The following is a 14,749-nucleotide window of genomic DNA, read 5'->3' as shown; positions in this document are numbered from 1 at the left end:
CTTAGCCACGTAGGATGACCCGTGCTGGCGCGCCATCGCTGTCCATGAGTTTCAGCGGCAGGCAGAACAACTCATAGTCGCCGGCATCCACTTGGCGCAAGTCGAGACCCTCCAGGATAACGACGCCATTGGAAAGAAGCTCGATATGGGTTGGAAAGGTCGTGCTGCCATATTCTTCGACGGACAGATAGTCAATCCCAACCAACTTGACACCATCCGCCACGAGCTTGGCCGCTGCCTCCGGGGTAATGAACACATAATCGGAACTAAACGTTTCCTGCTGCCACAACTGCGAGTTGCGGGTTTTGAACAGCACCCGGATATGCTCACCCAAGTCCAGGCGCGCAAGTGTTTCAACGTCTATCTTACGGGAAGTCACTTCGACCACCCGAACCCGTCCAACCATCAGGTTGAGCGGAATTTCATGCAACTTGCGTCCGGTTTCAATGAAATGGAATGGGGCGTCCACATGGGTGCCCGTATGCGTCCCCATCCCGCAGTAGCAGACATTGGCGGGAGCGCCCTTGGACATTTGCGAGCGTGGTTCAAGCACGACCGGCGGGTCGCCTGGATAGACTGGCATCCGCGGATGAACCGGAACCGTCACATCATAAATCTGCATAGCCCTTTGTTCCTTCCTTGGTAGCCGCGGATGCTAATGGCGTTGGCTAGGGACTGTCAAACGGCCACGTTGGTGTTGGTTGTCTGAAAAACCTCGCTCATTTGTCTGAAAAACCTGGCTCGAAACGCTGAAATCTCGTTGAAACATGGTGTTTGCGCCGGTGTGCTGACCTACTGAGGCAATCGCCTCGGACGCGAGATGTACCGATGGCATTGCATCCCATCCGCCTTATGGTGACAATCAAACCACGTTTTCAGATGTCATGGACGCTTCGGCTTGCTATGGGCCTGATGTCGCATGCTCCCAGCGCCAGTGGCAACGGCTATCAGACCGGTGAGGTTTGGTTGCCAGAGCACGCCGGGCTGTATGGCAAGCGATGTCCGACAGCGGGTGGAAATATGCTTCAGATGGGTTATCCCTTTCCTTGAAGGAGGTATTATGCGTTCATTCCAAGTTGGCTGCCTGGCGCTCGGACTCATGGTGAGTGTGGCCTGTGGTGGCACTCCCCCGGAAAAGCCAGAAACCGAGGACAAGGCAGCGAAGCCGACCAAGCCAGCGCCAAAACCCTGCGATCCCCAAGACCTGATTCCGGTCAAGCCGGAAACCGTTCCTGAGTCGCTGGAAGTCCAGCATATTTTGATTGCCTACAAAGGCAGCGGGGCGGCCAAAAGCCCCCAGATCAACGTGACCCGTTCCAAGGAAGAAGCGCGCAAGCTGTGGGAAAAAGTCTTTCAAGAAGCCCGTAACTGCGCTGACTTCAACAAGTTGGTCATCGAGTACAGCGACGACCCCTACAAGATGAACGACAGCAAGTACAATGCTTTTCCGGGTTTTTACGAGATCACGCCAAAGGGTGTGTTCGATGAGAGCTTCAAAAAGTGTGCCCAGGGTTTGAGTCCGGGCAACATTGACAAGGTGGAAAGCTACTACGGTTTTCACATCATTCGGCGGAAGGCTTGACGGCATCCATGGCAAGTGAAGTCAGCGCGCCGGCCGCGCCTCCCACCGTTCGTTTTGCGTGTGTCTGTGACCGTGGGTTACAACGCGCCTCCAACCAGGACCGGGCGCTGGCCGAAGTCAACGCCCGGCTCTTCGTGGTCTGTGATGGCGTTGGCGGCAACACGGGAGGCGAGATTGCCAGCCAAACCGCCATCGAGACCGTCCGGGACGCCTTCATCACGCCTGACGACCACTCCCCACTGGCGCGGCTCGAACGGGCCATCCACTACGCCAACCGCGACATTTTTGAAATGGCCAAGCATGACCTCGACCTGGCCGGGATGGCCACCACCTTGGTGGCGTTGCACCTCGACGGCGACACGGCCTGCGTGGCGCACGCCGGCGACAGCCGCCTGTATCACTTTGCCAATGGCACACTGACCCAAGTGACAACAGACCACACGCCGCTCCAGGATGCCGTCCGACGCGGTGACTTGTCACTGGCGGAGGCGCAACAGCTTCCCAAAGTGAACGAAGTCAGCCGCGCGCTGGGCGTGTTTCCCGAAGTCGAAGTCGAGGTTCAGGATTTCGCCTTCACGGTTGGGTCGCGCTTTCTGCTCTGCACCGATGGGGTGACGCGCCACATCAGCAATGAAGAACTGGAAGGGCTGATGACGACCTTCCGGGATAACCCCGACGGACTCTGCGACGAGATTCACCGGTACTGCTACGAGCGCGGGGCAGAGGACAATTTCACCGCCCTGGTCGTCTGTGTCGATCCGCCGATTCCGGACCCGCCACCGGCCAGTCTGCCTTCCCTGCCGTCGCTCCAGGAGCGTTTGACCCGAACCCGTGAGTTGAGCATCGCGCCGAGCTTTCCGGCCGACCGGACAACCGGCGAGCATCACCCACTGCGCGAACTGGTCGAGGCCCGCCGCGAACGCGCGCGGCGCGGGATGGTGATCCAGGCGCTCATCATCCTGCTCACCGCCACGCTGGCATTCAGTGCCGGGTGGTGGATGGGGAGCCGGCAGGGCGGGCTTCCGTCCCCGGCAGGGCGGCCTGGCGCTCCGGCGGGACGCTGATGGGCAACCAGGTTTGAACCATCGGCAGCCAGCCCGTCCAGTTGTCGCCACGGCGGATGACGCCGGAAGCGTCCACATAGAAGGTATATCGCCCGGTCAGCCCTGGAACGGTTGGCGTCGCGACCACAAAAAAGTCAGCCGGGCCGGACGGCGTGGCTTCCGTAACGTAGAGGGTGAATCGGTAATCCTGGGTGCCCGTCCAGTCTTCCAATCCGCCTTGCTCCCGGAGTTGGGCCAGCGTGGCAAAACTCCCGCCCGAAGCCATCCGAAACGCCATCTGAGCCGCCGCGAGCTGCTCCAGATGACGGATGGCCAGGGCTTCCTTGCCGGCCATCAAGTCGCCCAGACTGGCCGTGCCGGCCGGTCGCAGACTTTCCAGTGAAACCCAGTCCGATGCGGCCTGGGCGGCGGGCGAGGTTCGCCGTGGCAAGCTGCGGGTGGGACGACCGGCGGCGCTTGCGGTGGCTGTTCCGGTCGGGGTGGTACGTGGCGCCGGCGTCGGGCGTGGTGGTCGGGCCGGGGGCGCGCCGGTGGCCGCTACCGGTGGTGTCGGGGTTGGTGCTGGCGACGTGGGCGGTATCTCGGTGGCCGTGCTGGGGAGGCGTTCGACAGTCGGTTGCGGCAATCGGCGTTCCGGCACGGGGCTTGGCAGGGCGCGCGCGGCTTCGTTCGTCCGGGTGCGTGGCATCTCCCGCCGCGCCACATCGTCCGGCGGGGCGGGAGACGTCATCCGAAATTTGAGATCGGGCAGGCGGGGAGGCGGAAGCGTGGCCAGCAAGGGCGGGGTTGCCGCCGGACTGGGCAGAATGACCTGCGGCAGCCGCAGCCGGGTCAGGGCAGCCACGGCTGCCTGCCGAACGTCCGGGTCGGCGTCGCTCTGGGCCGTCTGGCGCAGGACGGCGGCCAGTTCGGGTGGAACGTCGCGCAGCGTGGCCAACCGGGCCAGCCAGTCGGCGCGGATGGTCGGGTCTGGTTCGGCGGGAAGTCGCTGGAGCGCGGCCTGGGCCAACCGGGCTGAATCGGTTCGCGCCAGGCCTTCGAGGGCGGCCCGCCGCACGTCCGGGTCGGCGTCGGCAAGCAACGCGCCAAGGTAATCACCTGCCTTGGGCGAGGGCGAGATGGCGACCAGGGCCAGGAGCGCACCCCGCCGCAAGCGGCCCTGTGGCATCCGCAGCCGGGCCTCGAGTTTCGACTCGCTGCCTTCCACGGCGTTGAAAAATCCGATCAGCGTTTGGCGCCGCGCCAGTGCGTCCTCGACCGACCAGCGCCCGATGGTTTCGACGACACCGGCAAACGCTTCTTCCGAGCCGAGCCGCGCCAGGGCAAAGGCGGCCGCGCTCCGCATGGCCGCCTCATCGGATTGAAACGCTGCCAGCAGGGCCGGCAGGGCCTGGTTCCCACCGATGCGCGGCAGGGCGGCAACGGCGCTGGCGCGAACCGCCGGGTTGGGGTCGGATAGCGCCGCCTGGACGGCCGGCAGCACGCGGGCGTCGCCCACCTTGGCCAGCGACTCAATCGCGCGCCGGCGCAAGAGCGCGTCATCTGCCGCCAGCGTTTGCGCCAACACATCTATGGCGCGGTCATCCTTGAAGTTGCCCAGCGCCTGCACGGTGAGCGTCCGTACCAGGGGATCGCTGTCCCGCAGCCCATCGGTGACGGCATCGAGCGTCCGCGGCGCCGCCAGCGCCCCAAGGGCATCCACGGCGCGGGCGCGAACGCGCGGGTCTTCATCGCGGAGGGCATCGGTCAGCCCGTCGGCCGCCGTGTCGTCGCCGACTTTGCCCAAGGCGAAGGCCGCATTCTGGCGGACGACGGCTTCCCGGTCACGCAGGGCATCGAGCAGGGGAAGGACGGCCTGACGATCACGAAAGCGTCCGAGGGCTTCCGCCGCGCTGGCGCGGACGGTTCGCTCCGGATCGCGGAGCAGCTCGATGACCGGGGCGACCGCGCGCGGATCGCCGATGGCGCCAAGGGCCGTCGCGGCGCGACTCCGAACGTAGAGGTTCCCATCACCCAGGGCGCGGATGAGCGGTTCGGTCGCCTCGGCGCGACCAAGCGCGCCAAGCGCCTCGGCCGCGCTGGCGCGGACTTCGGCTTCGGCATCGGCGAGCAGTCCGACCAAGTTGGGCAGCGACGGCGCGTCGCCGAGCTTGCCCAGGGCCTGGGCGACGGCGCTGCGGACCGTCGGCTCCTGGTCTCGAAGCCGGGCGCGCAGCGCCGGAATGGCCTGCGGGCGACCAAGCCGGGCCAGGGCCAGCGCGGCCGCGGTGCGCACGTCGGCGCTCGAATCATCCAGGGCCGCTGCAAGGGCGGCCAGGCCGAGTTCGCTTTTGAGGCTTCCCAGGGCTTCGGCGGCTGCGCTCCGCACCATGAAGTCCCGGTCGTTGCGCAGCGCGTCAATCAGGGGGGCCATCTGCCGTTCGTCGCCGGAGCGTCCGAGTTCTTCGATGGCGCGGCGGCGGGCTTCCCGGTCTTGCAGCTCGGTCAGGCTGCGCCGCCCGTCCTGCGCCCTGACCCAAGGCACAGGCGACCAAGCGCCAGCCACGACCAGCCCAAGCCAGAGGAGGCCAAGCATCGCCATCCATCGCGTCCCAAATCTGATGTGCCACATTGCTTTGCTCCTTGTCGTCGCGCGTCCAGATATGCCCGCGTAGGTGTCCATGTTCGGCGTTGGAAGAGTGCATCGAAACAGTCCGCTTTGACCAGTCATCCCCTGGCGGACCCTGGTTCGGGCCAGCCATCTCCGGTCGGGCGCGCCGGGCCGCCTTGGCCGTGATGCGTGGCCGGGCTGAAGCGGGCCGTTGATGGGTGGCGGTGGGCGCTTCAGCGCCGGCCTGGCGGCTTAGTTCCCACGTTCCTGTCCCCCAAACACCTCGCCATAGCGCGCCAGTTGTTCGCCAAGGGGTTGGTCATGGCGAATGGCAATGACCCGATAGCCGTGCTGCCTGAGTTCCGTACGTACTCTTTCGTCGCGGGCCGTCTGCTCCGGCGCGGCGTGAACCGCGCCATCGCAAAACAGGCAGACGTTCGGCTCGTAGAAGAAGTCGGCGACACAGTTTACCGCCACGATGCGCCGTTGCGCGTCGTCCGGGAGGCGGTATCCGCCCTCGGAGAGGGCATCCAGCAACCGCCGCTCCAGCTCGGAACGGTCGTCCGTTCGTGCCCGCAGCCACGCATAATGCTCCTCACGTGACCGTTGACCGTGCCGCAGCTCGACCCGGCCAGCCGCCAGCTCCCGCAGCGCGTCCTTGACGCGGTGGCGGTTGAGCAAGTGCGCGTCCAACTGGTTGGAAAAGCTCAACAGGCACTCGTAGCAGGCCAGGTGTCCATCCGGGGCGCGGTCTGCGCCGGTCGCGGGGTCGAAGTGCAGCATCTCCAGCGCCTGGCGGGCCACGTCCGCCAGGGCCGTTGGCTCTTCAACCAGGCGGCGCAACACGCCGGCCCCGCCTTCCGCCGCCTCGTACAACACCAGTCCCCGCCCCTCGGCTTCGCCAACGGTCGTCGCCACCAGCTCGGCGTCTTCCAACTGGTAGGTCGCCTCGATGGCCCGCTCCAGCGCGTACATCAGGCTGGTCTCCAACACCGGGTCGTCGCGCCAAGTCGGCTCAAGGAACGTCAGGCGGAGGAGATTCTGCGTGTCCTGGACGCACAGCTTGACCCGCGCGACGGCCTGGCGCTCGCGCGCGTCCGTCATCTGCTCAAGCTCGTCCTCGGAAACCAGCGCGCCCGTTTCGAGATTGACCAGGAAGCCTTCGCTCCGGCGCGCGCGCCAGCCGTGGTTGATGAGCAAGACGGTGGCCGCCGGGGCATACTGGAGCGCCAGCCGCGGTGGTACTTCAGCCAGGACGACCCGCCGCCCACTGCCGCCTGGGGCAAAGCGGTAGGCCAGGCGCAGGTGATAGCCCTGGCGGATGCGCTCTTCTTCGTTGCAGGTGATGCGTTCGCGGCGGCGCGCGACCACGTTGGGCATCTCCAGCAGCGCGACAATCTCGCTCGTGGTGGCGTTCAAGCCGCTCCCGCACACCGCGCACAGGTCATCCTCAACGTTGGCAAAGGCCGTGCAGCACCGGCAGATTTTCCTTTTCATCTGCCGGTGTGCCAGTCCACCCGGTGGCGCTTGCAGGCGGCAGACCTCCCACTTGGCCCCTTCGTGGTAGATGACGTTCTGCGGGCCAAACTCGCGGATGGCCAGAAAGCGCGGGCGGGCAATGAACTCGCCGCCGCCGCGCCGCGGCACCCAGGCCCGCACCGGCAGCGCCGGGAAGTTGTAGCCCGGCAGGAACCCTTCGCTGGCCAGGTAGCGGTAGGGGTAGAAGTCGGCTTCTTCCCGCGCCACACCCTGCTGGAGCAACAGGTTGCGCTGGCGGATGGCCTCATCCTGCTGCCGCCTGGCTTTGTCCTGCGCCTCGTGGCTCGCCTGCCACATCAGCCGCTGCGCTTGCTGAAGCTGCTCGGTCGCCGACCGGTACAGCTCCCGCCAGCGGTCAAAGGCGCGGTCGAAGGTCTGGGGCGCTTCCTCCGTCACGTGTGCCACCCACTGCGGACTGAACCACCCGGCGCGGTCGAGTTCGGCGCGGTCGTAGGCCACGATCTGGTCGAGCCGCGCCCGAAGCGCGCCCAGCTCCCGCTCGCCGAGTCGGAGCTGCGGTGCGACGGTTTCACGCAGCGGGAGCGTATCGGGCCGGTCGGTATCCAGAACCTCGGCGACCGACTGGCGGAGCGGTAGCCCTACCTGGGCCAGCCATTCGGCCTGGACGTGGGCGCGGATGAGCGCTTCGTTCGTCAAATCCAGGCGGGGCGCCCGGACGCTGCCGGCCACCATCTCCGCCCGGTGGTGGAAAAAGTACTGGTCGTGCGGGCTGTAGGCCCCGCAGTAGGCCACGATCAAGCCCGGTTGCCCCTGCCGCCCGGCCCGCCCGCTGCGCTGGGCATAGTTGGCCGGCGTCGGCGGCACGTTGCGCAGGTGCACGGCGTCGAGGTCGGCAATGTCAATGCCAAGTTCCATTGTGGGTGAGCAGACCAGGTAGGGCAGTGGTGGGGCTTCGGTGCCGCGGAAGCGACGTTCCCGGCGCTCGCGTTCGCCGCCGGTCACGACTTGGGCCGTGTGCTCGCGCGCTTCCAGATGGGCCAGCTCCTGGCCCGCCGCCTGGTAGAAGCGCTGAAAGAAAGCGTTGACCGGGGGCGCGTAGCCGCCGGCGTACTTCCCCCAGAGCGCGTCGGGCGGCGGTGCGCTGCCATCGCCCAGGCGCCAGACGAGACTGCCGGCCGCCAGTTGGAACTGCCGATGATCGTGAAACCGCGCCAGTTCGGTCAGAAAGCCCTGGCGGGTCAGGAGGTCGAGCAAGCCGTCCAGCAAAGCTTCGACTTGGTCGCCCGTCAACCCAAACCGCCGCTGGAGCTGCCGCCCCAGGGATGACCGGGCCGTGAGTTTCCCGGCCGTGTTGCGGGGGAAGCGTTTATCGCTGCCGGGGCGGATCAGGACGCCGGCTTGGCGCAGGAGCGTGCTGTCCTGGTCGAGTCCCCAGAAGTCATTGAGCATCTGCTTTGACTGGCGTTGCAACTGCTTTTGTTCGTCTTCGCAGAGCACCGGCGTGGCAATGGCGAGCCGTCGGCGAAAGTCGTTGAGGACGGTTCGCAGCACCGCCGCGCGCTTCTCTGGCGGGAGCGCCGCCAAGCTGGGCAGGGCGGCAAACAGCGCGTCCCGTTCGGCAACCTCATCCAACCCGGCATAGTCAATGCGCAGCAGGCCGACGTCCTCCAGGTTGGGCTGAACGACCCGCCAGCCCCGGCGGAGGTCTTCGTAGAGGCGATATTCGGTCAGCTTTTCAAAGGCCCGCCAGACTTGGGCGGCGGCCTGGCTCTCGGGGTCCAGGTCGGGTTGCTGCGCGATCTGGGCCAGCGGCAACGCCATGTACCGGACGACGTCCGCCGCGATGGTGTCGTAGCGGAGTTCAGGCTTGGCTTGCAGGACCCGGTAGAGCGCGGCCCGGAGCGTGGCCACCTGCGCGAAGTCGTTGAAATGGCCGGCCTGCAGGGAGGCATCCTGCCGGTTGTCGGTGAAGGTGAGGAGTTTGGGTTCGAGCGCCCTGGTCCGGCGGGCATGCCGCAACACGGACGTCGCCAGGACGGTTGTGGCGGATGACCGCCCTTCGGTCGTCAGGGCGGCCAGCTTGGCGTAGTCACTCTCGCGCGCCGTGTAGTGCTCGCCACAGCGCAGGCACAGCCAGAAGCCATCGCCTTGCCACCACATCGGGGTTGCCTCCGGGCTTGGTTCGGCGGCGACGGCGCCGTTTGCCCACACCCACACCCGGCGCGGTGCGCGCTCCCGCCAGAGGTTGGTGAGCCGTCCCGCGCGGTCGCGCCACGCCACTGGCAGCAGCTCATCCAGTTCGGGCAGTTCGTCTGTCGCCGGGGTGAGATAGCCGGTCTGGACATCCTCGGTCGCGGCCTCGCCCTCCGGCAGCCAGGGTTGAATGTGCTCTCCGTCCCGCATCACCTGGTAATAATCCTGCCCACAGACGCGACAGAAGCGCAGCGGGGCCCATACGGGGCCGTCTTCCGCCGGCGACTGGTGTTCAAACGCAAACCGCCGCTGGTCGGGTGGTTCGAGCGTGGCATAGACGGCTCGCCCCTGGCTGATGAACTGGTGCAGCTTGAAGGCAAACACCGGCGCCTGGGGTGGCGGCGCCAGGCGCAGGCCGTGGAGCAGGACTTCGCGCAACGTCTTCTGGCAGAGGTCTGGCTCGTGCCCGGTCAGGCGTGCGAGTTCGGCGGCGGCTTCCGACAAGGCGCGTGGCACCCGCCGGCGCAACTTGCCGTCCGGCTCGACCGCGACGCCCAGCGCGTATTCCATCCACCGCGCAAGGGGATGCCGCCGAAAGGCTGGCAGCTCGTCCGGCAGTGGCGTATCGAAGGCCGTTCGGGTCTCGTCCGGCGTGGGCGGGCCGCCTTTGGTGTTCGTTTCGAGGGTTTCCTCGATGACCTGACCGGGGCCGATGGCGTGTCCGAAGAAGCGGGAGGCGAAATCGGCCACGGCGGCGCGGCGCTCGTCCGGGGTTGCCGTCGGCTCGGCCACCATGGTGGCGCTCGTGCCGATGTGCAGGACTGGCGAACGGTTCAGGCGGGCCTTGAGTCGGCGCACCAGCAGGGCGACATCGGCCCCCTGGCGGCCGCGGTAGGTGTGCAGCTCATCGAAGACCAGAAACAGTTTGGACGCGCCGGGGCGCAACAGCGCGCGGTCATCCGGGCGAACCATCATCAGCTCGGCCATCATGTAGTTGGTCAGCAGGATGTGGGGCGGGTCGGCGCGGAGCCGCCGGCGTTCTTCCTCCGGGGTTTCGCCGGTGTAGCGGGCAAAGCGTGCCGGGAAGGCGCGTCCCGTCCGCCGGTGGTAGTTCTCGGCCAGGGTGTTCAGGGCTGCGAGCTGCGAGTTGGCCAGCGCGTTCATCGGGTAGATGATCAGCGCCAGGGGGCGCTGAAGGTTTGGCTCCCGCGCGATGGCGTCGAGGATGGGGAGGAAGTAGCAGAAGCTCTTGCCCGAACCGGTGCCCGACGTGACGACGAAGCTTTCGCCACGGGCCGCTTTCTGGACGGACTCGACTTGGTGCTGGTAAAGCTCGAAGGGGCGGCCGTCGGGTCGGCGGAAGATGGCGGCCGTTTCGGCGCACAGCAGTCCCTGGGCCGCGAGGTCATCCACGTTGGCGGCGCGCCGGTAGGCGGGCGACAGTTGCAGGAGCGGCTCGGGCCAGAGGCGTTCCTCGCGCCGGAGCGCCTGCTCGATGAAGTCGCGCGCCCGCTCATCGGCAATCTGGATGAAGGACTGGACGAAGTCGCGGTAGTCGGCGAGGACGTGTTGGTGCAGGTCAAAGATCGTCGGTGTATTCGTCATTCAGTCTCTCCTCAGCACAGCTTGACTTGTGACACGTGGTGAGCGCCCCACCTCCCCACTCTCCACTCCCCACTCCCCACTCCCCACTCTCACCCCTCACTCCTCACTCCTCACTCCTCTTTCCTCACTCCTCTTTCCTCACTCCTCACTCCTCACTTCTCACTCCTCACCCCTCTCTCCTCTCTCCCCAACCACAGCCCAGGCTTCGAGCGTGAGGCGGCGGGTGCGGTACTCGCCGAAGTGGCGCTGCTCTTTGTCCTTGAGGACGCGGAAGGTCTCGCCGGGGAAGTCCGACTGCTTCACGCGCCGCGCATAGCCTTCGGGGTCGAGCGGGTCGGTGACCTCTTCGGTGGGGTCGAGGATGTTGGCCAGTTCCTGTTTGGTCAGGTCGGCCGGGTCGAGAATGTAGCGCAACTGCTTGCGGGTGAGGCCGTAGAGGTGGGCATAGTAGGCGTCGAGTTCGGCGCGCAAGACTGCCCGGCGGTCGGCATCCCATTGGAACGGCGGGAAGGGATGGCTTTCCTTGAGCCAAGGGGGTGGTGTGTCCGGGTGGGTGGGCGCGGTCTGCCGCCACTGGTCAATGGCGGCGCGGAGTGGTTCGTCGGCGTCGTGCCAGAGGTCGGCGGCAAAGGGCGCCAGGTCCCAGGCGGTATAGACCAGCTCCAGCGTGCGCGGCACGATGAAGCGCAAGTCGGTCGGGGTGTAGTGGTTGGGCGGCAGGACGGGGAGTTGCTTGACAACGGTAAAGGTCAGATGTGTTCCACCTACTTTTTGGCGGGTGATAAAGTCAAAAACTAGGCTGTTCATCGCTGCCAGGCAGACGAGGAGCTTATCCGTGGCTTCAACGGTTTCAGAAAGAACGAGCGGATTGGTATGCCCTACCGCCACACGCGGCAGCAGGCTAAAAATCGCGGTTCGTTCATTCGTCGCGTTCGTGACATCACGGAAGCCAAGGAGCCACCGGCGTTGCCAGCCGGAAAGTTTCGCGTTGACTTCGGATGCCTCCACCCAGTAGCGCGGCAGCGGTTGCGTGGCCGGGTCGCTTTTTTCCGCGATGGTCAGGTCGCGGGTCTCCTTGCCGGCTTCATCATAGGTGGCGAAGCGATGGTCAAACTGCCAGATAAGCTTGGCTTCATAAAGCGGCAGATAGACCGTCTCGCCCCGAACGAAGCGGCTGCCTTCCCGGTGGAACCCTTGCGCCTGGAGTTCACTTGCCGAGCGGAAGCGGTGACTGTCGTTGGACATGTGAAACATAACCTGAAACTTCACGCCCCACGGGTTGGCGTTCGTCGTTTCATTCACGAGTACCGGCACACGCCGGTAAATGGCCTTGGTCAGTTCAGCATCGGCGCGCGTGCGGAACACCGGCAGGGTGCGCGTATTGGGATTGAGCAGCGCGAGGTCGTCTGGCGAGAGCGTGAAGCACCGCGCATTCTCGTGGAGTTGGTCGGCGCGGGTGCAGAAGAAGGCATACGTCGCCTGCTCCACCGCTGCCCGGCTCAAAGTCAGGAGAGCAAATTTCGTGCGGCTGTCAGGGTCTGTGAACAGTTTTTCGCGGTTTTCAAAGTCAAACAGGCTCACCAAGTTTTGACCTTTCACGATTGCACCGAAGAAGTACTTGTTTGTGTCGTCGGTGGCGATGCCGGTGGGGACGACGATGCCGGCCTGTCCGTGGGAGGCTAGAAGCTGCCACGCCAGCTCGGCAAACACCGAGTAGGTGTTGACGTCGCCGTGACCGGTCAGCGGGAAACGCTCGCCACGACGCAAGAACTTGCTGGTTGCTTCGGCAATGTGAAGGGTTTGGCGATAGTTGCGCCACAGGCTCAGGTTGCGTTGCTCAAGTTCAGCCATCAAACGCGCCCGCTCGGCTTTATGCTTGGCGTTGGCGATGGTGGCGTCTTCGTTCTTAAAAAATTCCTTTTCCTGGAGCTTGATTCGTTCCCATGGCGGGTTGCTGAGGACAACATCAAAGCCGCCCTGCGCGAACACTTCCGGGAACGCCAGCGGCCAATGGAAGAAGCCGAGTTGTTCGGCCAGCGCCCGGGCCTGCCCGACGACTTGCCCGTGTGCCGAAGTGGCCTCGAGCGCGTCCCACACGGTCTCCGTGGTGATCGGCGGCGCGCCCGGCGTGAAGCGCTGAAAAAACGCCGCCGTCCACAGGTCGCACGCCAGCCGGTCGCGCGCGGTCTGTGCCGATAAGGCCTCGTAGCGCTCCATCTTCCGGCGGATGTCTTGCGGCGTGTCGTCGGGAACGGCGTTCAGCGCCTGGGCTGCTTTGGAGAACTGCGCCACTTCGGCCGGCGCATCGAAAGCGGCAAAGAAGCTGCGCTGTCCGCCGCGTTGCTGCCGGTTGCGTTTTTTCAGCTCGGCGGCGATGGATTTGGTGTCGTCTGGGCCTGGGCTGAAGGCCTCGTCTGGGACGCCCTGTTTCAGCGCGGCAAGGTCAAAGACGCCCACGAGCGAGTTGCCGCACCGGATGCGGTGATCCAGGAAGGTGAGCGGCTTGCCGGCGCAGTAAGACTCGATCCACAGCGCCACTCGGCAGAGTTCGACGGCCAGGGGGTTTTTGTCCACGCCGTAGATGCTGTGCGTCACCACCTCACGGATTGCAGCCCGGACGGCTTCGGGGGGCGGTTCGTCTGTACCGACGCGGATGCCGGCCAGCTTTCTGCCGAGCCAGCGCGCCGCCGCCAGCAGGAAGTGGCCCGAGCCGCACGCCGGATCGATGACCCGGAGCGCCAGCAGCGCCTGCGCTTTTTCTTCGGGCGTGGCCGTCGGCGGCAACTGCGCCAGTCGCTCCGCCACGACCGGCGCCAGCGCCGAGCTGATGAGTTCCGCCACCAGCTCCGGTGGCGTGTAGTAGGACCCGGTGCCCTTGCGCTCGAACCCTTCCTTGAGTTCAAAGTGCAATCGTCCCGCGGTGGTGGGGATGTTCGGGTGGTAGTCGAGCAGGCTTTCGTACACCGAGCCGAGTTCCTCGACATCGAGGGCGGCGTAGTTGACCCGCCGGGTGGCGCCCTTGTCCGACTCCTGATAGCTGTCTAGAAACCGCAGCGCGGCAAGCAGGTCGCGGTTGGTGAGCCGGCAGGTGTCAAAGGCGGACGGCGCAAACAACGCGCCGTTGAGCACCGGCAGGTCGAGCAGGGCGGCGAGGGGGCCGGCCGGCGAGCTGCTGTACCGGGGTGTCATCGGAGAGCAGCTTCCAGAGCGCCTGAAGCGAGAGCCAGAGGTCGTCATGGTCGGTGTAGGCGGCGGGCAACGCCACCAAGGAGCGCAGGCGGCTGGCGCTGTAGTTTTCCAGATACAGCGGATGCTGGCTGAGGAAGCCCCGCTCGTCCGCGACGAACAGAAACAGAAACCGATAGACCAGCCACAGGAGCTGGCGGTAGAACGCCTCCGGCGTGAGCCGGTCGGCGGCGGTGGACGTCAGCCGTCGGCGCAGCTCCGCATTCTGTGGGTGCGCCAGGAACCCGTCGGCGAGGCGCGTCAGGCAGGCCTTGACGCCATCCCGCAGCCGGTCGCGCACGCGCCCGCCCTGTTCGACCGACGTCTGGTAGTGCCGCTCCAGCGGGCACCGGTGGGCATCGGCGCTGCTGTGGGGCAGGCGGCTCCGGTGGAGCAGGTGATACAAAACGACAAAATCTGGAAACAGGTGCTGGTCGAAGATGGCCGCGAGGTCAAACTCGACGTAGCACTGGCGGCGGATGTAGGTGCTGTTGCGCAACAGCCGGACGACCAGGCCGTTGGTGACGATCCCCCAGAGCGCATCGGTGCGGTTGAGGAACTCCTGCACGAGCGAATGGGGAGCCAGGCGCGTGGCGCGTCCGCTCGGCGGAAGGCGGTCCAGGTCGTGGCGCGCGCCGACGATGTGGATGGGGGGCGCGTCCTCTGCCTCGCCCGCGCGGTGCGAAATGGAGAACGGCAGGCCGCCGATGACCGGGGCCGGGCGGTTGTAGCGCAAGTCGTAGCCGAGCAGGCTGAGGAATGGAACCATCCAGATGTCGCGGGTGAGGGTCGTCGCCCGGGTCGGTTTCGTTCAGGTGGTCCAGCCGGCGGCGAAACACCGACCACAGCGCCTGCGCATCGCCAAAGGTGGCCGCCATGGCATCGGTCAGCTTGCGCCGGTTGTCCAGTCCGAAGTCTGATGGCTTCTGGCCGGGGGCTTCGCCGGCCAACAGTTGGTCAAAGAGGTCGGGGGCAAACAAGCCCCCTTCG

The 14,749-nt window shown here is 66.0% G+C and carries 8 protein-coding genes; 3 read left to right on the top strand and 5 right to left on the bottom strand.

The genetic code is table 11. The features are described 5' to 3' along the window. Position 1: 1 nt before the first annotated feature. A complete protein-coding gene (locus tag J8C06_RS06435) occupies positions 2-622 on the bottom strand; it encodes a cyclase family protein (RefSeq protein WP_211427900.1) in 621 nt (206 codons plus the stop codon). A 438-nt stretch (positions 623-1,060) separates the two neighbouring features. Here J8C06_RS06435 and J8C06_RS06430 point away from each other — a divergent pair, with 438 nt between their 5' ends. After that, on the top strand, positions 1,061-1,582 hold the full coding sequence (locus J8C06_RS06430) for a peptidylprolyl isomerase (RefSeq protein WP_211427899.1): 522 nt from the start codon (positions 1,061-1,063) through the stop codon (positions 1,580-1,582). Between the two features lie 8 nt (positions 1,583-1,590). Then, positions 1,591-2,646 carry a PP2C family protein-serine/threonine phosphatase gene (locus tag J8C06_RS06425; RefSeq protein ID WP_211427898.1) on the top strand — a complete coding sequence of 352 codons (1,056 nt, stop codon included), beginning with the start codon at positions 1,591-1,593 and terminating at the stop codon, positions 2,644-2,646. Here J8C06_RS06425 and J8C06_RS06420 read toward each other — a convergent pair. The 4 genes from J8C06_RS06420 to J8C06_RS15355 form a co-directional block, all read right to left on the bottom strand. Beyond that, the gene (locus J8C06_RS06420; RefSeq protein WP_211427897.1) at positions 2,564-5,257 is read right to left on the bottom strand and encodes a HEAT repeat domain-containing protein; all 2,694 of its coding nucleotides are present in this window, start codon (positions 5,255-5,257) and stop codon (positions 2,564-2,566) included. The genes J8C06_RS06425 and J8C06_RS06420 overlap by 83 nt on opposite strands. A gap of 231 nt (positions 5,258-5,488) precedes the next feature. Next, positions 5,489-10,534 (bottom strand): DEAD/DEAH box helicase, encoded by a 5,046-nt coding sequence (locus J8C06_RS06415; protein ID WP_211427896.1) that lies wholly within the window; start codon positions 10,532-10,534, stop codon positions 5,489-5,491. Between the two features lie 159 nt (positions 10,535-10,693). Next, positions 10,694-13,723 carry an Eco57I restriction-modification methylase domain-containing protein gene (locus tag J8C06_RS06410; RefSeq protein WP_343216844.1) on the bottom strand — a complete coding sequence of 1,010 codons (3,030 nt, stop codon included), beginning with the start codon at positions 13,721-13,723 and terminating at the stop codon, positions 10,694-10,696. Next, positions 13,626-14,528 (bottom strand): hypothetical protein, encoded by a 903-nt coding sequence (locus J8C06_RS15355; protein ID WP_343216843.1) that lies wholly within the window; start codon positions 14,526-14,528, stop codon positions 13,626-13,628. Before J8C06_RS15355 ends, J8C06_RS06410 begins: the two co-directional genes overlap by 98 nt. A 4-nt stretch (positions 14,529-14,532) precedes the next feature. On the opposite strand from J8C06_RS15355, the gene J8C06_RS15350 reads away from it, so the two are divergent. Further along, positions 14,533-14,679, top strand: coding sequence for a hypothetical protein (locus tag J8C06_RS15350; protein WP_343216842.1), 147 nt, complete (start codon positions 14,533-14,535; stop codon positions 14,677-14,679). The last annotated feature ends 70 nt before the right edge of the window (positions 14,680-14,749 follow it).

Source organism: Chloracidobacterium validum, assembly GCF_018304825.1.
Classification (GTDB): domain Bacteria; phylum Acidobacteriota; class Blastocatellia; order Chloracidobacteriales; family Chloracidobacteriaceae; genus Chloracidobacterium; species Chloracidobacterium validum.
The sequence above is the reverse complement of the archived record's forward strand: the minus strand, read 5'-3'. Positions and strand labels throughout refer to the sequence as shown.

Coding starts and splice junctions, on each gene's coding strand:
- J8C06_RS15355 (WP_343216843.1), bottom strand. CDS start 14,528: ATGGTTCCATTCCTCAGCCTGCTCGGCTACGACTTGCGCTACAACCGC.
- J8C06_RS06430 (WP_211427899.1), top strand. CDS start 1,061: ATGCGTTCATTCCAAGTTGGCTGCCTGGCGCTCGGACTCATGGTGAGT.
- J8C06_RS06410 (WP_343216844.1), bottom strand. CDS start 13,723: ATGACACCCCGGTACAGCAGCTCGCCGGCCGGCCCCCTCGCCGCCCTG.
- J8C06_RS06425 (WP_211427898.1), top strand. CDS start 1,591: ATGGCAAGTGAAGTCAGCGCGCCGGCCGCGCCTCCCACCGTTCGTTTT.
- J8C06_RS06435 (WP_211427900.1), bottom strand. CDS start 622: ATGCAGATTTATGATGTGACGGTTCCGGTTCATCCGCGGATGCCAGTC.
- J8C06_RS06420 (WP_211427897.1), bottom strand. CDS start 5,257: ATGTGGCACATCAGATTTGGGACGCGATGGATGGCGATGCTTGGCCTC.
- J8C06_RS15350 (WP_343216842.1), top strand. CDS start 14,533: ATGTCGCGGGTGAGGGTCGTCGCCCGGGTCGGTTTCGTTCAGGTGGTC.
- J8C06_RS06415 (WP_211427896.1), bottom strand. CDS start 10,534: ATGACGAATACACCGACGATCTTTGACCTGCACCAACACGTCCTCGCC.